The organism is Bradyrhizobium sp. CAR08, from assembly GCF_052871955.1.
Genome location: NZ_JBIXJX010000002.1, coordinates 140,699 through 165,338 on the forward strand (window position 1 = coordinate 140,699; position 24,640 = coordinate 165,338).

Here is a 24,640-nt window from a genome sequence, read left to right on the forward strand (position 1 = left end):
GACCGCGATGATCTACGGTTGCGACGCCGCTCGCAGGCTGCCCTGTTCCGTCAGGAACAAGGCGGCCTGATCCGGCTCGCCGAGCACCGCGGCAGCGCATCCGATCAAGGTGAAGCCGCCGGCAAAATCCCACAGGGTGATATCTTCCGCATTGTCCGGCATGTGGATCAGGTGCGCTGCGATCCCGGCGAGGGCCGCCTCGGCAAAGAGCAGCACGCTGAACGCCGGCAGGACGAGCCCGGGTTCGAGCATGTGGAGCGCCAGCACTGCGGGAAGCGCGGTGAGAAGACTGAACAGCGTCACCATTGCGATGCCTTCCGCCATGAGGTGCCGGCCGGGTCCAGAATACCAATTGATCGGTCGCCCCCGATGTGGCGCAGGGCCGCAGCCGAAGGGATCGCGTGCACGGGTGACGGGTGCGCGCGACACCGTATGGTTAGCAAAATGTTGAGATCCGTGTCGGCAGTCGGCAAAAAGCCGGCGCCTTTCAGCGCGCTGCGGCCGCCAGGCGCGCCGGCTCAACTTAACCTTTACGCGTCTTTAATCGCGGCTCACTAGGGTTTCCGATGCGGTTCGGGGTTGGGCCGCGCCATCGGCCAGGACGGCCGTTGTTGCGTTCGCGTTGGAGTCTCCCATGGATATCATGACGAGCATCGGGCTCGTGGCGGGCATTGTCGTCATCGCGACGATGATGCTGCTGGGCGGCGATCTCCACATGTTCGTTTCCGAGCATGCGATGATCATCATCTTCGGCGGCTCGACGGCCGCGACCATGATCCGCTTTCCGCTCTCGACGCTGATCCACGGCCTACCGCTCGGCGCCAAGTTTGCCTTCACTATGAGCCGTCTGTCGGCGCACGATCTGGTCGACGAACTCGCCCGCATCGCCGAGATCGCCCGCAAGCAAGGGCCGGTGGGTTTGGAAAAGGTCGAGACCGACGAGCCGTTCCTCGCCAAGGGCATCCGCTACGTCGCCGACGGTTACGACCTGGACTTCATTCGCGACAATCTCGAGCGCGACCGCGATAATTTTTTGATGCATCTGGATGAAGGCAGCAAGATCTACCGCGCCATCGGCGACTGCGCCCCGGCCTTCGGCATGGTCGGCACGCTGATCGGCATGGTGCAGATGTTCGCCAACATGACCGACCCGTCAAAGCTCGGCCCGTTCATGGCGACCGCGCTGCTCGCGACTCTCTACGGCGCGCTGGTCGCCAACCTGTTTTGTACCCCGATCGCCGACAAGCTGCATGGAAAGCTCCTGGACGAAGAGACCAACCGCACGCTGATCATCGACGGCATCCTGATGATCCGCGACTCCAAGAGCCCCACGCTGGTCCGCGAAATGCTGCTGGCCTATCTGCCCGAGAAGCACCGCCACGCTGAAGGCGAGCCGGTGCCGGCCTGAGGCCGCGCGCCGGGATTTGAGATATGGCCAAGAAGAAGCGCGGCGATTCACACGGAGGCGGTCACGGCTGGTTCGTGACCTTCGCCGATCTGATGGGCCTGATGATGAGCTTCTTCGTGATGCTCGTCGCGTTCTCGACCCAGGATGCCAACAAGCTGAAGGTCGTCGCAGGCTCCATGCGCGACGCCTTCGGTGTCCAGACCGAAGCGCGCTATTCCGGCATCGTCGAGTCCGACGGGCTGCCGACCCGCCCTCGGCTGAAGAACGTCGATCACATTCAGCCCGAGGACTCCTCCAACACGCCGACGCCGGACCAGGAGGATCGTGACCGCACGTCGGGCGCCAAGATCAAGGTCGACCGCAATTTTGCGCTGGCGGCGGCCTCGCTGCGCCAAGCGTTGCAGGACATGCCGGAATTGACCGAGATGTCGAAGCACATCATGTTCGAGGAGACCAAGCAGGGCCTCAACCTCGAGATCGTGGACCAGGACGGTCGCTCGATGTTCGCCGACGGCTCCAAAGTCCCCTATGACCGCACCCGCCGCCTGATCGAGAAGCTCGCTGTCCCGCTCAAGGCGACGCCGCTGCGCGTCTCCATCGCCGGCCACACCGCGGCTGGATTCGTGCCGACCCGCAGCGACTACGGCGCCTTCGATCTGTCGGCCGACCGCGCCAATGCCGTGCGTCAGATCCTCGAACGCGAGGGCCTGCCGGCCGCCCATGTCTTCGCCGTCGCCGGCAAGGCGGATACCCAGCCGCTGTTTCCGGACGATCCCTCGCTCGCGGCCAACCGGCGGGTGACCATCACCCTGATGCGCGAAGATCCGCCGCTGCCGCCGAATCTGAAGCCGTAGGGCGCATTCGAGCGAAGTGGACCCTGTTTCGCGCGAAGAAGCGTGACAAAACAAGGATGTAGAGCCAATTCCCCTTCAATCGGGGACTGAAAGGCTCAGGGCTCTTGTGCCACCATCTTACCTGAGGCATGTCGTCGCGTGGGCAACGACCGTTGCTGCGCCGTCACAGCATCTGGCCCGGTGCCTGCTATGGTGATGTGCCGATTGACAGGGGCGCCGGAACCGTCAAAAGGCGCCGGATCAATTCTCGGGCAGAAGCGTTCCAGTTTCATATGACGGCGAGCATCACATCGACCGAAGCTCCGGACGGGCCGGTCACCTCGGGTTTCTGGGGCCTGACGCTCGGGAGCATCGGCGTCGTCTTCGGCGACATCGGCACGTCGCCGCTCTACGCATTCCACGAGGCCGTCAGGGGCGCGGCCCATGGCCAGCCGGTCTCGCGGGTCATGGTGCTCGGCGTGCTCTCGCTGATCCTTTGGGCGCTGCTGATCGTCGTCACCGCCAAATACGTGCTGCTGCTGCTGCGCGCCGACAACAACGGGGAGGGCGGCACGCTTTCCCTCATGGCGCTCGGCCAGCGCGCGCTCGGGCGGCGGAGCTGGTTCCTGATGGCGCTCGGCGTCGTCGGCGCCTCCATGTTTATCGGCGATTCCATGATCACGCCGGCGATCTCGGTGTTGTCGGCGGTCGAGGGTCTGAAGCTCGCAACGCCCGCCTTCGAGCACTATGTCGTTCCCCTGACCGTTCTCATCCTGACGCTGCTGTTCGCGGTCCAGAGCAAGGGGACGGCACTGGTCGCCTCAGCCTTCGGGCCGGTGATGGTCGTCTGGTTCACCGTTCTTGCCGTGCTGGGTGCCGTTCACATCGCCGACGATCCGTCGGTGCTGGCAGCGATCAATCCCTATTACGCCCTGCAATTCCTGCTGTCGCACGGCACGATCGGCCTGGTGACACTGGGCGCGGTGTTCCTCGCGGTGACCGGCGGCGAGGCGCTCTACGCAGACCTCGGCCATTTCGGCCGCAAGCCGATCCAGTCGGCCTGGATGTTCTTCGTGCTGCCTGCGCTCCTGATCAACTATTTCGGGCAGGGCGCACTGGTGCTGTCGGATCCCAGCGCGATCGAACACTCCTTCTATCGCATGGTGCCCGAGCATTTCGTGCTGCCGCTGGTCGGACTTGCGACCGCGGCGACCGTGATCGCGAGCCAGGCGGTAATCACGGGGGCCTATTCCCTGGTCTATCAGGCAGTGCAGCTCGGCCTCCTGCCGCGCTTCGAGGTGCGCTTCACCTCGGAAACTCATGCCGGCCAGATCTATCTGCCGCGTGTAAACCGGCTGCTGCTGATCGGTGTGATGCTGCTGGTGCTGTTGTTCCACACCCCCAGCAATCTGGCTTCGGCCTACGGTATTGCGGTCTCCACCACCATGGTTGCTGACGGCATCATGGGCTTCATCGTGATCTGGAAATTGTGGAACTGGCGCGCGGCGACGGCCGCAGCGGTGATCCTGCCCTTCGTCGTGGTCGACATCAGCTTCTTCAGCGCGAATCTTCTGAAGCTGCTCGAAGGCGCCTGGGTGCCGCTGCTGTTCGGCGTGATCATGGCCGGGACAATCTGGACCTGGCGGCGAGGGTCCGGGATCCTGATCCAGAAAACGCGCCGCATCGAGGTGCCGCTGGACGATCTGATCCGGAGCCTGGAAAAGCGGCCGCCGCACATCGTCAAGGGCACCGCGGTGTTCCTGACCAGCGATCCCTCCTTCGTGCCGACCGCGCTGCTGCACAATCTCAAGCACAACAAGGTGCTACACGAGCACAACGTGGTCCTGACCATCGAGACCGCGCATACGCCGCGGGTCGATCTGTCGGAGCGGTTCCGGATGGAGAGGATCAGCGACAAGTTCTTCAAGGTCCGCCTGCGCTTCGGCTACATGGAGCAGCCGAACGTGCCCAAGGCACTCGCGATCGCGCGCAAGCAGGGCTGGCAATTCGACATCATGTCGACCTCATTCTTCGTGTCGCGGCGCTCGCTGAAGGCGTCGGCGCAGTCCGGCATGCCGCTTTGGCAGGACCATTTGTTCATCGCGCTGAGCCGGTCCGCCAACGACGCCACCGACTATTTCCAGATTCCCACCGGACGCGTGGTTGAAGTCGGAACCCAGGTCACCATCTAAACGGCGGCCGGCCAAGCCATGCAAATGTGCATGGCTAAGGTCCAAAATCTGGCTAGGCTATGCCGGCAGCGCGGGCCTATAAGCCCCGCGCCCTTCTGCCGTTGTGCAGTGAAGCATTTTTAGAGGCCACCAGGCTCTCCCATGACAAGTGATATCGCGATTCCCGCCCCGGAAACGGCGGCGGCCAATGGGCATGGCGACGCCCACACCACCGCCGGCTTCGGTGCGCTGACACTCGGCAGCATCGGCGTCGTCTACGGTGATATCGGCACCAGCCCACTCTACGCGTTCCGCGAGGCGGTGATGGCGGCTTCTGGCGCGGAGGGGGTGCCGACGCCGGCGGCCGTGCTCGGCGTGCTGTCCCTGATCCTGTGGGCGCTCATCGTCGTGGTGACGCTCAAATATGTCGTGATCCTGCTCCGTGCCGACAACAACGGCGAGGGCGGCACGTTGGCGCTGATGGCGCTGGCCCAGCGCGCAGTCGGCACCCGCGGAACAACCATCGTCCTGCTCGGCATCATTTCCGGAGCCCTGTTCTACGGCGACGCCGTGATCACGCCGGCGCTCTCGGTGCTGTCGGCGCTCGAAGGCATGAAGGACGTCACCCTGCACTTCGAGCCCTACATCGTGCCGCTGACCGTGATGATCCTGGTCGGTCTGTTTGCCGTGCAGTCCCGTGGCACCGCTCGCGTCGCCGCCTTCTTCGGCCCGATCATGTGCGTCTGGTTCGCGGTGATCGCGATCGCGGCGATCCACCCGATCATCCAGCAACCGCAGGTGCTGTTCGCGCTGAACCCGCTCTACGCCGTGTCCTTCATGATCCACCACGGCATCATCGGCTTCGTGACGCTCGGCGCGGTGTTCCTGGCGGTCACCGGTGCCGAGGCGCTCTATGCCGACCTCGGCCATTTCGGCAAGCGGCCGATCCAGACTGCCTGGCTGTTCATCGTGGTGCCGTCGCTGGCATTGAACTATCTGGGGCAGGGCGCCCTCGTGCTCGGCGACCCCGGCGCGATCGTGAGCCCGTTCTTCCAGCTCTTTCCGCAAGGTTTTTTCCGCGGCTGCATGGTGGTGCTGGCGACCGCCGCAACGGTTATCGCGAGCCAGGCGGTCATCACCGGTGCCTATTCGCTGACGCGTCAGGCGATCCAGCTCGGTCTGTTGCCGCGGTTTGAAATTCGCCATACGTCCGAAGCCCATTCCGGCCAGATCTTCATCCCGCGCATCAACCAGCTCCTGCTCGTCGCAGTGGTCCTGCTGGTGCTCTTATTCCGCTCCTCCAGCGCGCTGGCCTCGGCCTACGGCATCTCCGTCACCGGGACCATGGTGGTTACGGCGATGATGGGCTTCGTGGTGATCTGGAAGGTATGGCGGTGGTCGCCGTTCACGGCTGCCGCCCTGATCGCGCCGTTCTTGTTTCTCGACCTCACCTTCCTGGCCGCCAATCTGCTCAAGGTGTTCGAGGGCGGCTGGGTGCCGCTGGCGCTCGGCGCGCTCATGATCATCCTGATGTACACGTGGCGGCGCGGCAGCCGGCTGCTGTTCGAGAAGTCGCGCAAGCTCGAATTCCCGCTCGCCGACCTGGTGGCCATGCTGGAGAAGCGGCCGCCGCAGCGCGTGCCCGGCACCGCCGTGTTCCTGACCAGCGACCCCCTGAGCGCGCCGACCGCGCTGATGCATAGTCTGAAGCACTACAAGGTGCTGCACGAGAAGAACGTCATTCTCACCATCGAGACCGCGCAGACCCCGCGCATCGATCCGGCCGAGCGGGTGAAGCTGGAACAGATCTCGCCGACCTTCTCCAAGGTGACGCTGAAGTTCGGCTTCATGGAATCGCCCAACGTGCCGAAGGCGCTGGCGATCGCCCGCAAGCTCGGCTGGCAGTTCGACATCATGTCGACCTCGTTCTTCCTGTCGCGGAGGGCGCTCAAGCCGGCCGCCCATTCGGGCATGCCGCGCTGGCAGGACCGGCTGTTCATCTCGCTCAGCCGTTCCGCCAACGACGCCACCGACTATTTCCAGATCCCCTCCGGCCGCGTCGTCGAGGTCGGCACCCAGGTGACCATCTAAGTGACGATCTGATCCTCCGTTGGAAGGTCGCGCTTCAAGTCGCTGCGATTTAGCTTTAACTTGCGCAAGGCAGCTCAAGCCTTTGTAGCGCTTGATTTTCGCTGGCCAAGAGGCGAGGTTGCCGGCCGCCGGGATCGCCCCGGCAGCGGCCCGCGACGTTGGAGGATGATGTGGCAAATCAAGTACAGGATCTGACCCCGGACGAGGTCTCCAAGGGTGTTGCGGAAGGGCGCTATCTCCTCGTCGACGTGCGCGAGCCGAACGAGGTCGAGGCCGAGGCTTATCCCTACGGCGTGGTCGTGCCGCTCTCGACCTTCGATCGCAAAGCGATCCCCGATCCGGAGGGTAAGGAGGTCGTGTTCGCCTGCCGCTCGGGCAAGCGTTCGGTGACGGCCTCACTGGCGGCGCAGGCCGCGGGCCTGCCTTACGACAAACATCTGGCCGGCGGCATGCTGGGCTGGAAGGCGGCGGGTCTTCCCAGCAAGGTCGGCGGCTGACCCCGCCGATGTCCAAGAGCTCGTCCCTCAACAAGGTCTTCGCAGACCTTCCCGTCACCATCTTCGAGGCGATGTCGCAGGCTGCGCGCGACAGTGCCGCCATCAATCTTGGGCAGGGCTTTCCCGACGATCCCGGGCCCGAGGACATCCGCCGCGCCGCGGCCGAGGCCTCGTTGAACGGCTACAACCAGTACCCGTCGATGATGGGCCTGCCGGAACTCCGTCAGGCGATCGCGACCCATTACGGCCACTGGCACGGCCTCGAGCTCGATCCGATGAGCGAGGTGATGGTGACCTCCGGCGGCACCGAGGCCCTGACCTCGGCCATCCTCGCCGTGGTCCAGCCCGGTGACGAGGTGGTGTGCTTCCAGCCGGTGTACGATTCCTATCTGCCGATTATCCGCCAGGCCGGCGGCATTCCGCGCCTGGTCCGGCTCGAGCCGCCGCATTGGCGGCTGAATGAGGACATGCTGAAAAGTGTCTTCAATTCAAAGACCAAGGCGGTGCTTTTCAACAACCCCCTGAATCCGTCCGCGGTGGTGTTTCCGCGGGAGGACCTCGAGCTTTTGGCGCGCTACTGCCAGGAGTTCGACGTCATCGCGATCTGCGACGAGGTCTGGGAGCACGTCACTTTCGACGAGCACAAGCACATCCCGCTGATCACCATCCCCGGCATGCGCGACCGCACCATCAAGGTCGGCTCGGCCGGCAAGATCTTCTCGTTGACAGGCTGGAAGATCGGCTTCGTGTGCGCCGCGCCGCCGTTGCTGCGCGTTGCCGCCAAGGTGCACCAGTTCCTGACCTTCACCACCGCGCCGAACCTCCAGGCCGCCGTCGCCTACGGCCTCGGCAAGCCCGACGAGTACTTCCTGTCGATGCGCAAGGACCTGACGCGGAGCAGGGACCGCCTCGCCAAGGGCCTGGAGAGCCTCGGCTTCCCCGTGCTGAAGTCGCAGGGCACCTACTTCCTCACCGTCGACCTGTCCCCGCTCGGGCTGAACGAGAGCGACACCGAGTTCTGCTGGCGGATCGTGAAGGACTACAAGGTCGCGGCTATCCCGGTCTCGGCCTTCTACGAGCAGGACCCTGTGACCTCGGTGGTGCGCTTCTGCTTTGCCAAGAAGGACGAGACGCTCGACACCGCACTGGAGCGACTGTCGGACGCGGTGCGCGGGCGCAAGAGGTAGGGAGATGACCAACGTCAGCCGCTGTGGTTTTGGCCTTGCGATCGCCGCCGCGCTGACGTTGCTCTCCGCTCCTGCCGCGGCCGAGGAGCGGGTCGTCAACTTCTACAATTGGTCGAACTACGTGGCGCCCGACGTTCTCGAGGCCTTCACCAGGGAGACCGGCATCAAGGTGGTCTACGACACGTTTGACGCCAACGAGACGCTGGAGACGCGCCTGATGGCCGGCAAATCCGGCTATGACGTCGTGGTGCCCACCGCCTATTTCCTCCAGCGCCAGATCAAGGCCAACATCTTCCAGAAGCTCGACAAGTCGAAGCTGCCGAACCTGGCCAATGCCTGGCGGGTGGTAACCGAACGTCTCGCGATCTATGACCCCGGCAACGTCTACGCCGTCAATTACATGTGGGGCACGACAGGCATCGGCTACAACGTCGCAAAGCTGAAGCAGATTCTCGGAGCGGATGCCAAGATTGACAGCTGGGACGTCGTGTTCAAGCCGGAGAACCTCGCGAAATTCAAAGACTGCGGCGTCCACATGCTGGATTCCGCCGACGACATCTTTCCGGCGGCGTTGAACTATCTCGGGCTCGATCCGAACTCGACCAAGCAGGCCGACCTCGAAAAGGCCGCCGATGTCGTCACCAAGGTGCGGCCCTCCGTGCGCAAGTTTCATTCGTCCGAATATCTGAGCGCGCTCGCCACCGGCGAGATCTGCTTCGTGGTCGGCTGGTCCGGCGACATCATGCAGGCCCGCGCCCGCGCTGCCGAAGCCAAAAGCGGCATCGAGATCGGCTACGCCATCCCGAAGGAGGGCGCGCAGATGTTCTTCGATAATCTCGCGATCCCCGCGGATGCCAGGAACGTCAGCGAAGCCTACGAGCTGATCAACTATCTCTACCGTCCGGACGTGGCCGCCAGGAATACGGACTTCCTGTCCTACGCCAATGGCAACCTCGCCAGCCAGAAACTGGTCGATCCGAAAATCTTGAGCGACAAGAACATCTATCCGGACGAGGCGACGCTCGCAAAGCTGTTCGTCATCACGGCGCGTGAGCCCGCGACCCAGCGGGTCATCAATAGGCTTTGGACCAGGGTGAAGACGGGGCGGTAAGCACTACTGTCCGCTACCGCCACCTGCGGTGCAGCCACAGCCACTGCTCCGGATGCTCGCGCACCCAGTTTTCCACCACGCTCGTGATCGCCTGCGTGGTGCCCTGGATGTCGATCTTGCCGTCGGCGTCGCGCACCGGGTGGACCTCTTCGGTGATCTCGGCGGTGAAGCGGCCGCCGGGCAGGCGGATGACGCGGACGCCGTGGATCGGGCATTCGACCTGTCGTAACAGGCGCGCCAGCATCGGATTGGCGCGGGTCTTGCGGCCGAAGAAGGTGACCTCGACTCCGCCGGTCAGATACTGGTCGATCAGCATCGCGACGTGCTTGCCGTCCTTGAGCGCCTGGGCAAGCCGCAGCGGCGCGTCGCGCCCCGCCGGGATCAGCGTGCCCATGTTGACCTGTCGCATCTCCTGGATGATGCGGTCGGCGGAGGCGATATTCGGGCGGCGGTAGAGGATCGCTGCATCGAGCCCGTGTGCGACCGCGGCGAGCGCCGGTAATTCCCAATTGGCCAAATGTGCGGCGAAGATCAACGCCGGCTTGCCGTCGTCGCGGATTTGATCGAACAGCTCGATGCTGCGGCTGGGCAGTTCGATCCGACTGTTTTCTGGATGATCGCGGTCGTAATCCCAGACCTGGTCCATATGGGCGAATTCGGCGCCGACGCGACCGAGATTGTCCCAGACGCCCATCAGGATGGCTTCGATTTCCTCGGGCGACTTGTCCGGAAACGCCGCGGTGAGATTGGCGCGGCCGATGCGGTGCTCGCGCAGGCGCGGGCCGATCAGTTTGGTGACGCGTGCGAAAAAGTCCGAGGTCTTGGCTGGATCGAAATAACGCGTGGTGCGCAACATGCCGACGGTGGCAGCGCCGATCAGCCCTCCACCGATCGACTTTGCCGTCTGCCGCGCGCGGGCCTTCGTCCTCGCCGGAAGCAGCGCCATGCGTCCGGTCAGGCCGGTTCGCGGGTCAGGATCAGCGAGGCGTTCTGGCCGCCGAAGCCGAACGAGTTCGACATCACCGCGGTGACGCGGGCATCGCGTGCCTTGTTGCCGACGACGTCGAACAGGATCGTGGGATCCGGATTGTCGTAGTTGATCGTCGGCGGGATACGCTGATGCTCCAGCGTCAGCAGCGAGAAGATCGCCTCGACCGCGCCCGCGGCCGAGATGGTGTGGCCGACCATCGACTTGTTGGAGGTGACCGGAATCTTCGAGACGAGCTCGCCGAACACGGCCGATGTCGTATTGTACTCCATCTTGTCGTTCTCGGGCGTCGCGGTGCCGTGCGCGTTGATGTGGTCGATCTGATCCGGCGTCATGCCGGCATCGGCCAGCGTCTTGTTCATGCAGCCGATGATCGGCTTGCCGTCGGGCGAGGAGCGGGTGCGATGGAAGGAATCGGTGAGCTCACCGCAGCCGGCGATTACGCCGAGTATTTTTGCGCCGCGCGCGGTGGCGGCTTCATAGCTTTCGAGCACCAGCGCACCGGCGCCTTCGGCCATGACAAAACCGTCGCGGTTCTTGGAGAAGGGACGGGAGGCCGCCTGCGGCGGGTCGTTCTGGGTCGAAAGCGCCGAGAGCAGCGAGAAGCGCACCAGCGCCTCCGGATTCACGGTGCCGTCGGTCGCCACGCACAGCGCGGCATCGGTCTCGCCGCGGCGGATCGCCTCGACGCCGAGCTGAATCGAGGTCGCGCCCGAAGCGCAGGCCGTCGACAACGAGATCGGCGAGCCCTTGGTGCCGAAGGTCTCGGCGAGGTAGGCCGCGACCGAACCGAACATGAAGCGGTGGTGATAGGCGCTGTACTTGCCGCCACCGGAGATGCGCAGCAGATCGTCGTAATTGAAGTCGGGTTTGCCGACGGCGCGGCCGAGTTCGCGGCGCTGCGGCCATTCGACTTCGACCGGTGCGACCGCAAGAAAGAGAGGACCCGGGAAATCCGCCTTGGTGCCGATCCCGGCCTGGTCCAGCGCTTCCTGCGTCACCAGTTCGGCCATCCGTTCGGACAGGCCGGTGGAGGAGAACGGATCGACGCTGACGAAATCCACCGTGCCGGCCATCGTGGTTTTGAGGCCGTCGACCGGAAAGCGCGTGATGGTGCGGATGCCGGATTCGCCGGCGACGAGCTTCGCCCAATTGTCGGTCTTGCCGTTGCCGAGCGAGGTCATGATGCCCATGCCGGTGACGACGACGACGGGACGCCCGAGTTTGTCGCGTGGTGCAGTCATGTCGATCCCCGCTTGAGCTGGAGCATGATCCGAAAAAGCGTGACGCGGTTTTCCGAGAAGATCATACCCAAACAATAACCTGCCAAAGCGTAACGCGCTTTAGCTTACTGCCTCGACCAGCGCCATGCCTTCGCCGCGCCAGTGTCCGGCCCCCACCACCACAATCTGGGTGGGCGCTCCCTGCATTTCAATCTCGGTGCCCGTGGAATCGTTCGGCGGAAACAGCGCGCCGCGAGAGATCGACAGCGCGGCGAGCGCGATGCCGAGCGGGAATTGCGTCTCCATGGTGTGGCCGAACATCGTGCCGGTCGAGCGCACCGGGAACTCGGCGTGGCCCTTCAGGAAGGCGCGCTCTTCTGATGTCGCAGGCTCCGCGCCGGTCGCGCCGGATATGATCGCGCCCTTGCCGTCGCGCTTCGGCAACTTTGTCCAAAGCTTCTCCAGCGTCGCGGCCATGTCGCCGGGGGTCTTACGACGGGCAAGGTCGGCAACGACGCTCGACAGCTTTGCGAATGGTTTTGCGCCGCGCGCTTCCGCATGGGCCTTCGATTCCAGCACCAGGAACGCGCCAGCCGAGCCGAGCGCGAAGCCGGCGTGGTCCTTGCGCGCCCACACGGGGGCGAACTTGTCCTTCAGATTGAAGTCGCCGAATTCGTAGAGGACCATCAGGTCCTTGCGCTCGCCATTGTGCGAGCCGCCGATCAGCGCGATGTCGCTCTCGCCGGAGGCGATGCGCGACAATGCAATGCGGGCGGCATCGGCGCCGGCAACCTCTTCACCCATGAAGGTGCGCGAGGTGCCGCCAATGCCGTGCACGATGGCGATGTTGCCGGCGAGCAGGTTGGAGAGCTGGGCCAGGAACAGCGTCGGCCTGAGATCGCTCATCAGCCGCTCATTGAGGAAGCCGGGCGCGTTGGCGCCCTTGGCCTCGGCCGTGAGCACGCCGGTGTCGACGTTGAGATCGCGTTCACCGCCGCCGGCGGCGACCACCATGTCGATCTTCGACAGGATGTCCTTGTTGCCCTTGATCCCGGCGGAGTCGAGCGCAAGCCCGGCCGCATAGGTGCCGATGCGCTGCCAGGCTTCCATCTGGCGCTGGTCGCCCTTCTTGGGGATCTGGCTGTCGAAGGTGACAGGCATCAGGGGGTGCACAATGTAGGGTGCAAAGCCCTTCTCGTCGACATTGATGCGCTTCTCCTGAAGCGCGGCCCAGTTGGCGTCCAGGCCCTCGCCGAGCGAGGTGGCCAGGCCAATGCCGGTGATCCAGACTTCCGTCTGGGCAGGCTTCGAAGCAGTCTCGGTCATGGCAATACGGCCTGTTGCGGAAAGCCGACGCGTTTGGCGACCGCGTCCATGTGGGCGCGCATATCCGCATGGGGAAAGGGAATCTGCGTGAAGGTCAGCGTCGAATTCGCGCGCAGCTTGCCGCCGACCTTGATCTTGGCTTCGGTCACGGCGTAGCCTGAGCCCTGATGGGCCAGGCTCGCCTCGATGCTCATGAGATCGCCGGGGAAGACCGAGCCGCGGACCTTGGCCTCCTTGACGGCAGCCAGGATCGGCATACGCTCGAATTTGAGCACGCCAAGCTGAAGCCAGCCCGAGGCCTGCGCCATCGATTCGATCAGGAGCACGCCGGGCATCAGGGGATAGCCCGGGAAGTGCCCTTCGAAGATGGTGCTCTCCATCGGGACCTGAGCCTCGACAACAATCGTCTTCGCGTCGACGTTGAGGTCGACGACGCGATCTATCATGTGGAAGTATTCGAGTTGCATGACCGCGCGCTTAGGCGCTCGCGCCCTTGGCCGCAACCAGTTCGTCGATGCGGGCGCACAGGTTTTTCAGCACGAAATACTGCTCGGTGGTCGCTTTGCCGTCGTTAACCTCCTGAGTCCACTTTTCCAGCGGCAGCTTGATACCGAACTGCTTGTCGATCGCGAACGCGATGTCCAGGAAATCGAGGCTGTCGATGCCGAGGTCATCGATGGCATGGCTATCCGGCGTGATCGTGTCGCGCGGGATGTCGCAGGTTTCAGCGATGATCGTAGCGACCTGATCGAATGTGGAGGACATCACTAAGCCTTTGATATATTGCAGATGTTTGTCAGATTTTCCAGAGTGGAACGATGGGTGGGCATCGCGCCCCGATGACGCCCTCAACCCCCCTCTGGCCGGGTCGAAAGCCCGTATATCGGAGCGCCGCCCTGAGTTCAATGGAGCCGGACGGGTGTGGGGACCGGGCTGGGGACGCCCCGGCTGAGCCGTTTCGGCCGAAGGAGCGCCAGCGGGCCTACCAGACGTCTTGCTTACCAGATGTCCTGCCTAGATGTGCGGCGTCGTGATCTTGACGCAGTCGCGGCGGCCCATCAGCACGCAATCCTGGGTCCGGCGCAGGTCGGCGATGCTCACCGCGAGCCAGATCCCGATCGCGGTCAGTGCGATGGTGAAGGCCAGCGCCGCGATATTGGCGAGCATGCGACGGCGGAAATCGTCCGGTTCGGTGCGAGGCTCCTCGTAGCGCGACAGGTCGAGCCGCTCGGGCGCGACGCGCAATTGCTGCACGCTAGCGTTGCCGCGGTGGGCCGTCGGGGAAGGCGAGGTGCGCGGCCTGAACTGGAGCACCCGGTGCTCGTCATCCGAGCTTATGGGCCGCTGGGTTGTCATGGTGCAGGGATCACTCCGAAGCAGCGATTTTTAGATAGCATACGTAGTGAACGCGTTGCAGAAAATTTTCTCAACGCGCACGTGCATTGCGCGTTCGCACTATCCTGCAGGACTGCGAACGAAGGACCGTGGTGGTCGTTCCGGGCCTGCAGAGGGTGCGATGCAATAATATCCACCGAGCCGAATGCATTTGCCGGCGCGGTGCCCATGACATAGTCCAGGGAACCTGACCACGCAGCTGCAACCATGTTAGGGGCCTTTCGACCATGACCAATACGCGCGAACCGAGAGTGCATCCGGTGTCGATCCTGTCGCTGCGGCCGACGCAGATGACGGTCGGGATGCGCGAGGTCAAGGAGAAGCGCAAGCGCTGGCGCGAGCACGACAAGAAGAAGCAGGCCGATCTGCTCGGCAAGCATATGATCCCCGTCGTGCACGGCCCCGACGAGCGCTATTACGTGATCGACCATCATCATCTCGGTCGCGCGCTGCACGACGAGGGCGTCAAGGAGGTGCTGGTCACCATCATCGGCGACCTCAGGATGGTCGAGCGCGAAGCGTTCTGGGGCGTGATGGACAACAAGCGCTGGGTTTACCCCTACGACGCCAAGGGCGAACGGCGACCATTCCGCGATTTGCCCAAATCCGTCGTCGACCTCAAGGACGATCCCTTCCGGAGCCTTGCCGGCGAACTGCGCCGCATGGGCGGCTTCGCCAAGGACACCACGCCGTTCTCCGAATTCCTGTGGGCCGACTATCTGCGTCGAAAGCTGTCGCGCAAGACTGTGGATGCCAATTTCGACAAGGCGCTCGAGAAGGCGATGTCCTCAGCCAAGAGCAAGGATGCGATCTATCTGCCCGGCTGGTGTGGGCCAGCGGAGGATGATTAGGCGCAACGCTCGCAGCAGCAGGCATGCGGCTCCGCAAACTGGATCTGATCACAGCCTCTTGAGCGAAACCATCTTCCGTCCGCACGAAGCAGTGCTGAAACCAAGCCGTGCCATCTGTTGGAATTGTCGAGCTCACACAGGAGGCCGAAATGCGCCGTCTGATTTTCGCCGTTGCCCTGCTCGTGGTCGCTTCAGCCGGGATCTCGGCATCGTTTGCCGCAGTTCACCATGCCAAGACGTTGACGTTTTCCGAGCGCTTTGCCCCGGCGCTCGAGTTGATGGCGCAGCGCTAGGACAGGTTCACGCCAGTTCAACCAGCAGCGTCGCGATCGATTTTGCGCAACCGCACAAAGGCGGCCCAGGCCCGCGGATAATCCTTGTCCGCGGGATCAATCGTAAGTAGCGCGCGGCATGCTTCCTTGATCTCCTCAGGCGAAGGACGCTTGGCCGGAACGCCAGATGATTTGGCCTTCTCCCAGCGAGCCTCGATATCTGTTGCGAAAGCCAGGGCCTCGGCGCTCGTCCGCTTCTGCGCCGATTTCGCCAGCGGATGGTCCGAGGGGAAACTTGGCCATGCAGCCGGCGGCTGATCGACACGCCACGTCAGTTCATCTGCTTGTCGCGCCTCCACGCCCGAACCTGAATGCTGTGCTGCTGGCGCCCATCCTGCCCCTGCTGAGGCTGGCGAACCCGATGAGCCGGCTGATCTCCGCGGGACCGCCGAACCTGGCGCCACCGCCGCTGTCTGTCCGGCCAGCTGGCCAAGCTGTTGTTCCATCGTTCCGCCGCTCGACTTGGGGATGACTTTTTCGATGGTCTTGATCATCGACAGCGCGCCTGGCGATATCAGCGTGTTCTGGTCGGCAATTTTGTCGTCGGCCGCGCCTGGGCAGGGCTTGTAAGCAGAGCGCTGCGACGTCATCCGGCCGTCGTCGTCGATACGGGCAAAATCGATCGAGACGGTGTAAACGAACGCGGCCTCGACATACTGCCTCTCCTTGTCCATCGCTTTTACGGAGCCGCATACGTATCTTGCCTGGTCTGCATCGATCGTTCGCAGGCCGTTGAAGTGAGCTGAATTCGGCGCAACGAGGACGCGTAAGACGGCAGCCCGCGCCTTGCCGTGCTCCGATTCGAACATGCTCCATATCTCGTTCGCGTTGATGATCTCCGGCTGATAGTTCCATGCGTATCCGGCAGCGAAGAATGTCGTGCCAATACAGGTCGCGATAACAAATGCCCGCACGTTCATGAGAAGCCCCCCAACAGGCACGACTCATCCGCGTCTCCGGGGACGGAAACTGCGCAAGTTGTGCCAAGGCGTTTGTGCTAGTTGAGGGTGAGATTCTTAATTAAACGTGTGCGATTGCGAAAACACAGAGTTCCCGTCAAGCGGGAACTCATCCGCTGCATTGTGGCGATGCGTTCCTTCCGCCCTCGCGGCGGTCGGTCATTTCTTCGGCAACCGTCCCATCAGATAGAATTCGTCGTTCGGCCGCATGCCGGTGAAATTCGCCAGCCGGTTCGACAGTGCGAAGAAGGCGGAGATTGCGGCGATGTCCCAGATGTCGTCGTCGCTAAAGCCATGCGGCGCGAGCGCGGTGAAATCGTCCTCGGAAATCCGCTGCGCATCGGCCGAGACCTTCATCGCGAAGTCGAGCATCGCCTTTTGCCGCGGCGTGATGTCGGCCTTGCGGTAGTTCGTGGCGATCTGGTCGGCGATCAGCGGGTTCTTGGCACGGATACGCAGGATCGCGCCATGCGCGATCACGCAATACTGGCACTGATTGGCTGCCGAGGTCGCGACCACGATCATCTCGCGTTCGGCTTTGCTGAGGCCGCCGTCCTTCTCCATCAGTGCGTCGTGGTAGGCGAAGAAGGCGCGGAACTCGTCCGGGCGGTAGGCCAGCGTCAAGAACACGTTCGGCACGAAGCCGCTCTTCTCCTGGACGGCGAGGAGACGCGTGCGGATGTCGTCAGGGAGCGCATCGAGGGCGGGAGCGGCGAAGCGTTGCACAGGCTTTGTCATGGGCATGGATTCCGGCTTGGGGCCGGCAACCATAGTCGATGCGGGTGCCATGCTCAACGTGACGCCAGGCTCGCAATGCCGGCGCTGGAAAACGAGCGTCGCTTTACCGCAGCGGCTTCTTCAGCAGCGAGAAGCGGTCCGGATCCAACCCCATCGAGGGTTGCAGCATCGGAGTTTCGATGCTGGAGAGCGTCTTCGCGGGCGGCGCCGAGAACACCGGATCGTTCGGCACGTCGCGCTGCGAGGTGGCACCGCGCCAGCGCTCGAGCACGGCGCCGACGAAATGCATGTCGTGACCGGAGGTGACGGAGGGCACGCTGCTGATGGTGGCTTCGCCGCGCGGCAATTGATGCGGCGGCACCTCCTTGAAGCGCAGCCGCGTCGGCAGCGCGACACCTTCGCCGAATGCCAGCACTTCTCGGGTGCCGAGCGAGGGCACGAACGAAAGCAGGTTCGCGGCCGCATCCGACACCGCGGCGCGCAGCAGCGCCTGGTCGCGCTCGTTGGCAAGGCGCATCGTGAACAGCGTGTTGCACTGGGAGATGATGGTGGCGTCGAGCTCGGCCGGACGCTGGGTGATGAGGCCGAGATAGACGCCGTATTTGCGGCCTTCCTTGGCGATGCGCGACACCGCCTTGCGGGTCGGCCCGAAGCCGACATTGCGATCGGCCGAGGCGTAGCGGTGAGCCTCCTCACAGACGAACAGCATCGGCGAAACGCCGTCGCTCCACAAGCCGAAGTCGAAGGCCATGCGGCAGAGCACCGAGACGACGGAATCGATGACCTCGGCCGGGAAGCCGGCGAGCTGCATCACCGTCATCGGTTTGCCGTTGGCCGGCAGGCGGAACAGGTGACTGATCACCTCGGCCATGGTGTCACCGCCGACATTGGCGTTGTCGAACATGAAGGCGTAGCGCGGGTCGTTGCGGACCGCCTCGATGCGGGAGATCAGCTTGTGATAGATGATGCGCGAGGAGCGGTTCTCGAGCTTGCCCATGCGCTCGTCGATCAGCGACATCAGATCAACCAGGCGATAAGGCACCGGCGTATCGACGGTGTAGCCGATCTGCTTGGGATCGATGCGCTTCAAGCCGATGCGGTCGGCGTTCTGGTACTGGGTATAGACGCCCTTGGCGAGCGGAATGACCTCGGCGAGGACGTCGAGCTCCTCGGGCACGCCGGCGCGGCCGCCGAACAGCACGTCGACGATTTCCTCGAAATTGAACAGCCAGAATGGCAGTTTCAGATTGCGCGGGTTGAGCACCAGCGCGCGGTCGCCGAAGCAGCGGCCATATTCGTTGTGCACATCGAGCAGGAAGATGCGCAGGTTCGGGCGTGCCTTGAGGATCTCGTTGAGCAACAGCGACACACCGGTCGATTTGCCGACGCCGGTCGATCCCAGCACTGCAAAGTGCTTGGAGAGCATTTCCTCGATGTCGACATAGGCGACGACGGAGCTGTCCTGCTGAAGGAAGCCGACATTGATCTGGTCGGAACCGGTGGGCGCGTAGATCGTGCGCAGCTCCTGGCTCGTGATCAGGTCGACCGAATCGCCGATGGTCGGATAGTTGGTGACGCCGCGCTGGAATTTGGCCTTGCCGGTCGCGTTGAGGATTTCGCCCAGCAGGTCGACCGAGGCGATGGCGATCAGATTGTCGTTGCTCGAGAGGTTCTCGCAGGACACCTCGGTGATCATGGCGACGATGACCGAGCTGGCGCAGCGGATACTGACGAAGCGGCCGACGGTGGCCCGAACTTCCGAGACCGGCATGCGGCTTTCAGCCAGCAGCCCGACCCGGGCGAGCGATCCGCGAACCGAAATCACGCGTCCAAAGGATGTCACAATGAATGAACCTGGCAAGAGCAACGGGTTGCCCGGACTATGCACGGCCGTCGCTGGACAAACGGTTAAGCGGCAGGCGCCGGCGCTTCGTTAAATCCGCGACAATTCGGGTGCGAGGTTTGTTCCCATACATACTTGTGGGCAGAAACGGTGGGAATGCTGCTTTTTGCCGGCCGGGGCCCCGGGACGTTTAAGGAAGATTTTACCATTCGGGCAGTCGGTCCCCTTTCTGGGGACGGCTCGTCGTCCCGAACGGCCCGTCATTCGCAGCGCCGATGCTGGATTTGTTGACGAGACCTAATCATTTGTACATTAGTACAAATAAACCGGCGGCCTCGCTGCCGCCCACCGGCTCGTGAGCGCATTACAGCCTGCGCCGGATCGCGGGACCGGTCCAGCGGATCGCAAGCCACGTCTTGGAGGAGACCCATGCAGCCCGAACCGATCTTCGATCTCGCTCATCTCGGCCACATGGAGCTGCTGACGCCGAAGCCGGACGAGAGCCTGAAATTCTTCGTCGACGTGATGGGCATGACCGTCAGCGGAGAAAAGGGCGAGTCGGTCTATTTGCGCGGCTGGGACGATTATGAGCGCTATTCGCTCAAACTGACGGCGTCGAAGACGTCAGGCATGGAGCACATGGCGTTGCGTGCGCGCAGCCAGCAGGCGCTGGAGCGCCGCGTCGCGGCGCTGAAGGGGTCCGGCTTCGACATCGGCTGGATCGACGGCGACATGGGGCAGGGGCCGACCTTCCGCTGCCGCGATCCCGATGGACACATCGTCGAGCTCTATTACGAGACCGAATGGTATCAGGCGCCGCCCGAGCTGAAGCCCGCCCTGAAGAACCAGGCACAGCGCTTTCCCGCGCGCGGCGTCAATGTCCGCCGCCTCGACCACCTCAATTGCCTCGCCGTGGACATCAAGGCCAACCGCGAGTTCTTCGAGAACTATCTCGGCTGCCGGCTCACCGAGCAGATCGTGCTGAACGACGGCCGCGAAGCGGCGATGTGGCTGACGATGTCGAACAAGAGCTACGATTTTGCCTATTCGCTCGACCATTCCGGCACGCCCGGCCGCTTCCATCACGTCACCTACGCGCTCGACAGCCGCGAGGAGATCCTGCGCGCCGCCGACATCTTCCTGGAGAACGGCATCCACATCGAGACCGGCCCGCACAAGCACGCGATCCAGCAGACCTTTTTTCTCTACGTCTACGAGCCCGGCGGCAATCGCGTCGAAGTCGCCAATGCCGGCGCGCGCCTCATCCTCGCGCCCGACTGGAAGCCGATCGTATGGACGGAAGAGGAACGCAAGAAGGGGCAGGCGTGGGGCCTGAAGACGATCGAGTCCTTCCATACGCACGGCACGCCGCCGGTGGACGTGAAGAAGCACGCTTAATGTGCTGAGGTCCGGAGGCGCGTGACCGTCTCACGCACGCCGGTCCATGCCGGCCTGTCTGGTGCGAACTGCTTGCGCAGGAATGTGACCAGTTCCTCCACCTGCGCATCGCTCATGCTGTTCTTGAAGGCCGGCATGTAGCCGAGATCGCTCGACACCGGCTCGGCGATGCCGTGCAGGATGATTTGCACGAGATTGTCCGATGTGGCGCTGTGCAGATTGCTGTTGAGCGCGAGCGAGGGGCGGCTGCCGAACAGCGGCAGGCCACCGACTTCGTGGCAGACGGCGCAGGCGCCCTGATAGAGCCGTGCGCCGGTGGAGGACGCCATCGTGACTTGCGTTGAAGCTTCTAGCTTCAGAGCGATCGCATCCTGCGCTTTCGCGTCGGTCGCGGTGTCATAGAACGAGTTGAGATAGACGGCCATGGCGCGGATGTCCTGATCGGGCAAGGCTGTGAGATCCCTGACAACAGGCGCCATCGGTCCGGCGGCGACGCCATGATACCGCGAGTGGCCCGTGCGCAAATAGGCGAAAAGCTCGTCTTCGTTCCACGGGATCGGCGCTTGCGACAGCGACGTCAGCGGCGGCGCCTCCCAGCCCTCGGCAAAACCGCCGGCGAGATAGGCGTCACGCTGCTCGGCGCCGAGCGTGTTGCGCGGCGAATGGCAGGCGGTGCAATGGCCGAGACCTTCGACGAGATAAGCGCCTCGATTCCAGACCTCGGATTTCGTGGGATCAGGCTTGAACTCTCGCGTCTGGTGGAACAGCGCGTTCCATCCGGCAAGTAGCGGGCGGAGATTGAACGGAAAGGCGAGCGTATTCGCAGGCTGCGTCGCGCGCACCGCAGGCTGTGCCATTAGAGAGGCATAAAGCGCCTGCATGTCGGCATCGCCAGTCTTCGAAAAGTGCGTGTAGGGGAAGGCGGGATAGAGTTGCCGTCCGTCGCGATGCAGCCCGTCGCGCATCGCGCGCTCGAATGCGGGATAGGACCAGGCGCCGATGCCGGTCTCGACGTCGGGCGTGATGTTGGTCGCGTAGATCGTGCCGAACGGCGTCTCCAGCGCGCGGCCACCGGCGTTGAGCGCACCGCCGATCATGGTGTGGCACTCCGCGCAATTGCCGAGTGCGGCCAGTTGTTGCCCGCGCGCGATCGTCGCTGCGGAATAGACCGATGGGTCTGGCCGCGCGATCGGTGCGATGGCGCGGCCGGGCAAAACAGCCGCACCGATGCCAATCGCCGCGGTGCAGACGGCCGCGACCGTCGCGAAGATGCCGGCGCGTTTGGCGAATGGATTCTCCCAGATACGGGATGGTTGTGGCGCAGCGGGAGCGGGCAGCGCCTGCGGCGTGGCCGGCCCGCCGCTGTGCAATCCATTCAGGATGCGCTCGGGCGTGAACGGCGGCTCGCGAAATCGCACGCCGGTGGCATCGAAGATCGCGTTCGCAATCGCAGCCGCACTCGGGACCGAGGCGGATTCGCCGACGCCGAGCGGCGGCTGGTCCGGCCGCGGCAGCAACAACACGTCGATCTTGGGCACGTCAGGGAAGGGGATGATCGGATAGGCGCCCCATTCCCGCGCCGCGACTGCGCCGCGCTCGAACGAGACCTCCTCCATCAGTGCGCGGCTGGTTGACTGGATGACGTTGCCATGGATCTGGTGGCGCACACCGTCCGGGTTGATCATCAATCCGGAGTCCTGCCCAGCAACCACGCGCGTCACGCTGACCTCGCCGGTCGACTTGTTCACGGCAACGTCGGTGACCCAGGCCGACCAAGCCGCGCCATAGCCGGGGAATTTGCTGTGGACGTAGAGCGCATAGGCAAAGCCGCGCCCATGCACGATCTCGCCGTCTTTCTCTTCGCGCACCGGCCGCGGCGTCCAGCCCGCCCGCTCGGCGACCGCATGGACGAGATCGACCGCGCGCTGGTCCTTCAGGTAACGCAGGCGATATTCGATCGGATCGACGCCGGCCTCGGTTGCGGCCTCGTCGATATAGGATTCATGCGCAAAGGTGTTGGGCAGGGCCGAGACGCCGCGAAACCAGGACGCGCGCACGATCGGCGCCATGTCGTGGGCTACGACGCGCATGTGGCCGTAATCGTAAGGCGGGATCGCGGTGCGGTCGCCCATCTGGAGGACGTCCGGCCTCGGCGATATCCGTCCCGTCAGCAACAGCGCCAACGTCGGCGCGGCATTCGACGGATAGCGCGTAGCGAGATCGTAGGCAGCGACGTCGCCCGCCGCATCCAGACCGCCATTGACGTCGATGAGCTGCGCGGCGCCTTTGGGCTCCCAGGCGTGTTCCTGCTCGCGCGTCAGCTGTACGCGCACGGGCCGGCCGACCGCGCGCGAGAGCAACAAAGCGTCCGCGGTGACATCGTCGGCGCAGTTGCGGCCGTAGCATCCGGCGGCCTCCAACCTGATGACCTCGATCTCGCTCTCGGGACGCTCGATCAGCAGTGACAGGTCTGCGCGCAGCACGTGCGGGTTCTGCGTGCCCGACCAGACACGGATGTTGCCGTCCTGGAAGTCGGCGACCGCGCAGGACGGGCCGATCGAGGCATGCATCTGATATGGCCAGACGTAAGTGCGCCGGATCGGCTTGGCCGCACCGGCAATGGCAGCATCGACGTCGCCCTTGTCGATCAGCGTGCGCGGCGTGGACGGGCTGGCACGCAGCGCCGTTTCGACGTTGGCGAGATCGGTCAGATCCGGCGTCGGTCGCCAGCTCACCGCAAGCTGCTCCGCCGCGCGGATCGCGTTCTCCTCGCGCTCCGCGACGATTCCGACGAAATCGCCGATGCGTACGACGGCCATGATGCCGGGAATGTCGCGCACCGAGGATTCATCGACCGAAATCAGGCTGGTGCCGACGAACGGGCCGGCGTCGACGCCGGCATAGGGCGGGCGCACCACGCGGCCGTGCAGCATGCCCGGCATACGGATGTCGTGCACGAAGGTCAGCTCGCCCGTGGCCTTGGCGGGCAGGTCGACGCGTGGCATCGATTGGCCGACAATGGCGTAATCGCCGACCGGCTTGACGGCGACGTCGTCGGCAAGCTCGAGACGAATGGTCTCTCCGCCGATCAACTCGCCATAGCTGACGCTGCGATTGTCGTGCCCGCGCACGAGGCCGTCTTCGATCCTGAGATCGGCTGCCGGCAGCTCCAGGCGCTCGGCCGCACGTGCGATCAGGAAGTGACGCGCCTGCGCGGCGGCTTTGCGCAGGGGAACGGCAGTGATCTGAATGGTCTCGCTTGCGATCGTGGCGCCCTGGTTCGGCACCGTTGCGGTGTCGCCGAGCACCACGACGAGGCGGGCAAAGGAGACGTCGAGCTCTTCAGCCACGATCTGGCCAAGCGCCGTGCGGATGCCGGTGCCGAGATCGACATGACCATTGTAGGCTGTGACCGAACCGTCCGCGGTGATGCGGACGAAGGTCTCGGATGTGCACTCGTCCACCGTGCGGACGACGACGAGCGAGCCGGATTGCAGCTCAGCTCCGTTCGGATGCGGGGAGGCCATCAATCACCGGCCTCGGCAAGCTGACCAGACGCACGCATCACGGCGCGAAGGATTTCGATATGCGTGCCGCAGCGACAGAGATTGTAGCGCAGCGCCGCCAGCGCCTCCTGTTCGGTGGGCTGAGGGTTGATCGCAAGCAGCGCCTTGGTCGTCATGATCATGCCGTTGAGGCAATAGCCGCATTGCGCGGCCTGCTCGTCGATGAAGGCCTGCTGCACCACATCCGGCTCGGCGCGGGTGCCGAGCCCCTCGAGCGTCACGATGTCGCGGCCGGCGCAGCCACTGATCGGAATGACGCAGGAGCGCGCCGCAGCGCCACCGATCAGGACAGTGCAGGTGCCGCATTCACCGAGGCCGCAACCGTATTTCGGACCGTTGAGCGCGAGATCGTTGCGCAGCACGTAGAGCAGCGGCGTGTCTCGCGCCGCAGTGATCTCGTGGATTCTGCCGTTCACGGTGATGCGGATCGGTGTCTGCGTCATCCTCGTTCCCAAGTCGAGTCGTTGAGCGCCGCGGCCAAGGCTTCGCGAATTCCAAGTCCGCGCAAAATCTACGTTGCGACGATACCGTTTGTACACAAACGTGCAAGCCAGACATGCCGCAGTGCAGCGCGAGTGCCTTCTTTGTGGACAGGGCGGATAGGCAAATGAGGTTTTATGCGGCAGGCGTATGTTTTGCGCCGCACCGCCGCTTGACAGTCATCGGGAGGGCGCGCAACATCGTTCGTGTACAAATGATAACTGCACTGTCGGCTGGCTTTGA

Annotated in this window: 22 protein-coding genes; 10 read left to right on the top strand and 12 right to left on the bottom strand. The window is 63.9% G+C overall.

The window, feature by feature from the left end; genetic code table 11:
• Positions 1-12: 12 nt before the first annotated feature.
• Entirely contained in the window at positions 13-306 is a 294-nt protein-coding gene (locus tag ACIPUD_RS04320) for a hypothetical protein (RefSeq protein WP_085353034.1), read from the bottom strand.
• 328 nt (positions 307-634) lie between these two features.
• Here ACIPUD_RS04320 and ACIPUD_RS04325 point away from each other — a divergent pair, with 328 nt between their 5' ends.
• The 7 genes from ACIPUD_RS04325 to ACIPUD_RS04355 all read left to right on the top strand — a co-directional run bounded on the left by ACIPUD_RS04325 (position 635) and on the right by ACIPUD_RS04355 (position 9,298).
• Positions 635-1,408, top strand: coding sequence for a motility protein A (locus ACIPUD_RS04325; protein ID WP_018459340.1), 774 nt, complete (start codon positions 635-637; stop codon positions 1,406-1,408).
• Between the two features lie 23 nt (positions 1,409-1,431).
• Positions 1,432-2,262: an OmpA/MotB family protein gene (locus tag ACIPUD_RS04330; RefSeq protein WP_007592497.1), complete on the top strand. Its 831-nt coding sequence runs from the start codon at positions 1,432-1,434 to the stop codon at positions 2,260-2,262.
• A 272-nt stretch (positions 2,263-2,534) separates the two neighbouring features.
• Positions 2,535-4,433 (top strand): potassium transporter Kup, encoded by a 1,899-nt coding sequence (locus ACIPUD_RS04335; RefSeq protein WP_085385797.1) that lies wholly within the window; start codon positions 2,535-2,537, stop codon positions 4,431-4,433.
• A 141-nt stretch (positions 4,434-4,574) separates the two neighbouring features.
• Positions 4,575-6,503 carry a potassium transporter Kup gene (locus ACIPUD_RS04340; protein ID WP_446480172.1) on the top strand — a complete coding sequence of 643 codons (1,929 nt, stop codon included), beginning with the start codon at positions 4,575-4,577 and terminating at the stop codon, positions 6,501-6,503.
• 170 nt (positions 6,504-6,673) lie between these two features.
• Positions 6,674-7,000, top strand: a complete 327-nt coding sequence (locus ACIPUD_RS04345) for a rhodanese-like domain-containing protein (protein WP_446480173.1) — start codon at positions 6,674-6,676, stop codon at positions 6,998-7,000.
• 8 nt (positions 7,001-7,008) lie between these two features.
• On the top strand, positions 7,009-8,187 hold the full coding sequence (locus ACIPUD_RS04350; protein WP_446480174.1) for an aminotransferase: 1,179 nt from the start codon (positions 7,009-7,011) through the stop codon (positions 8,185-8,187).
• Between the two features lie 4 nt (positions 8,188-8,191).
• Positions 8,192-9,298 (top strand): polyamine ABC transporter substrate-binding protein, encoded by a 1,107-nt coding sequence (locus ACIPUD_RS04355; RefSeq protein ID WP_446480175.1) that lies wholly within the window; start codon positions 8,192-8,194, stop codon positions 9,296-9,298.
• 13 nt (positions 9,299-9,311) lie between these two features.
• Here ACIPUD_RS04355 and ACIPUD_RS04360 read toward each other — a convergent pair whose 3' ends face one another.
• The 6 genes from ACIPUD_RS04360 to ACIPUD_RS04385 form a co-directional block, all read right to left on the bottom strand.
• A complete protein-coding gene (locus ACIPUD_RS04360) occupies positions 9,312-10,244 on the bottom strand; it encodes a lipid A biosynthesis lauroyl acyltransferase (RefSeq protein ID WP_204510907.1) in 933 nt (310 codons plus the stop codon).
• Between the two features lie 8 nt (positions 10,245-10,252).
• Positions 10,253-11,530 (bottom strand): beta-ketoacyl-ACP synthase, encoded by a 1,278-nt coding sequence (locus tag ACIPUD_RS04365; protein ID WP_018459333.1) that lies wholly within the window; start codon positions 11,528-11,530, stop codon positions 10,253-10,255.
• 99 nt (positions 11,531-11,629) lie between these two features.
• Positions 11,630-12,835 (bottom strand): beta-ketoacyl-ACP synthase, encoded by a 1,206-nt coding sequence (locus ACIPUD_RS04370; RefSeq protein ID WP_446480176.1) that lies wholly within the window; start codon positions 12,833-12,835, stop codon positions 11,630-11,632.
• Entirely contained in the window at positions 12,832-13,302 is a 471-nt protein-coding gene (locus tag ACIPUD_RS04375; protein WP_085352753.1) for a 3-hydroxyacyl-ACP dehydratase FabZ family protein, read from the bottom strand. Before ACIPUD_RS04375 ends, ACIPUD_RS04370 begins: the two co-directional genes overlap by 4 nt.
• A gap of 10 nt (positions 13,303-13,312) precedes the next feature.
• Entirely contained in the window at positions 13,313-13,600 is a 288-nt protein-coding gene (locus ACIPUD_RS04380) for an acyl carrier protein (protein WP_007592476.1), read from the bottom strand.
• Positions 13,601-13,849: 249 nt separating this feature from the next.
• Positions 13,850-14,191: a hypothetical protein gene (locus tag ACIPUD_RS04385; protein ID WP_085352754.1), complete on the bottom strand. Its 342-nt coding sequence runs from the start codon at positions 14,189-14,191 to the stop codon at positions 13,850-13,852.
• 266 nt (positions 14,192-14,457) lie between these two features.
• Between ACIPUD_RS04385 and ACIPUD_RS04390 the strand changes: the two genes are divergently transcribed.
• A complete protein-coding gene (locus ACIPUD_RS04390; protein WP_085395870.1) occupies positions 14,458-15,081 on the top strand; it encodes a ParB-like protein in 624 nt (207 codons plus the stop codon).
• 149 nt (positions 15,082-15,230) lie between these two features.
• Entirely contained in the window at positions 15,231-15,374 is a 144-nt protein-coding gene (locus ACIPUD_RS04395) for a hypothetical protein (protein ID WP_201263842.1), read from the top strand.
• 17 nt (positions 15,375-15,391) lie between these two features.
• On the opposite strand, the gene ACIPUD_RS04400 is transcribed toward ACIPUD_RS04395, so the two are convergent.
• The 3 genes from ACIPUD_RS04400 to ACIPUD_RS04410 all read right to left on the bottom strand — a co-directional run bounded on the left by ACIPUD_RS04400 (position 15,392) and on the right by ACIPUD_RS04410 (position 18,953).
• Positions 15,392-16,333, bottom strand: a complete 942-nt coding sequence (locus ACIPUD_RS04400) for a hypothetical protein (protein WP_085395871.1) — start codon at positions 16,331-16,333, stop codon at positions 15,392-15,394.
• Positions 16,334-16,531: 198 nt separating this feature from the next.
• Positions 16,532-17,110 (bottom strand): peroxidase-related enzyme, encoded by a 579-nt coding sequence (locus ACIPUD_RS04405; RefSeq protein WP_026233779.1) that lies wholly within the window; start codon positions 17,108-17,110, stop codon positions 16,532-16,534.
• Between the two features lie 103 nt (positions 17,111-17,213).
• Entirely contained in the window at positions 17,214-18,953 is a 1,740-nt protein-coding gene (locus ACIPUD_RS04410) for an ATP-binding protein (protein ID WP_026233778.1), read from the bottom strand.
• A gap of 429 nt (positions 18,954-19,382) precedes the next feature.
• Between ACIPUD_RS04410 and ACIPUD_RS04415 the strand changes: the two genes are divergently transcribed.
• A complete protein-coding gene (locus ACIPUD_RS04415) occupies positions 19,383-20,351 on the top strand; it encodes a catechol 2,3-dioxygenase (RefSeq protein WP_085395872.1) in 969 nt (322 codons plus the stop codon).
• Here ACIPUD_RS04415 and ACIPUD_RS04420 read toward each other — a convergent pair.
• Both ACIPUD_RS04420 and ACIPUD_RS04425 read right to left on the bottom strand, forming a co-directional pair.
• Positions 20,348-23,878, bottom strand: a complete 3,531-nt coding sequence (locus tag ACIPUD_RS04420) for a molybdopterin cofactor-binding domain-containing protein (protein ID WP_446480177.1) — start codon at positions 23,876-23,878, stop codon at positions 20,348-20,350. The two genes, ACIPUD_RS04415 and ACIPUD_RS04420, sit on opposite strands and share 4 nt — an antisense overlap.
• Positions 23,878-24,360, bottom strand: a complete 483-nt coding sequence (locus tag ACIPUD_RS04425) for a (2Fe-2S)-binding protein (protein WP_085395874.1) — start codon at positions 24,358-24,360, stop codon at positions 23,878-23,880. Before ACIPUD_RS04425 ends, ACIPUD_RS04420 begins: the two co-directional genes overlap by 1 nt.
• Positions 24,361-24,640: the final 280 nt, after the last annotated feature.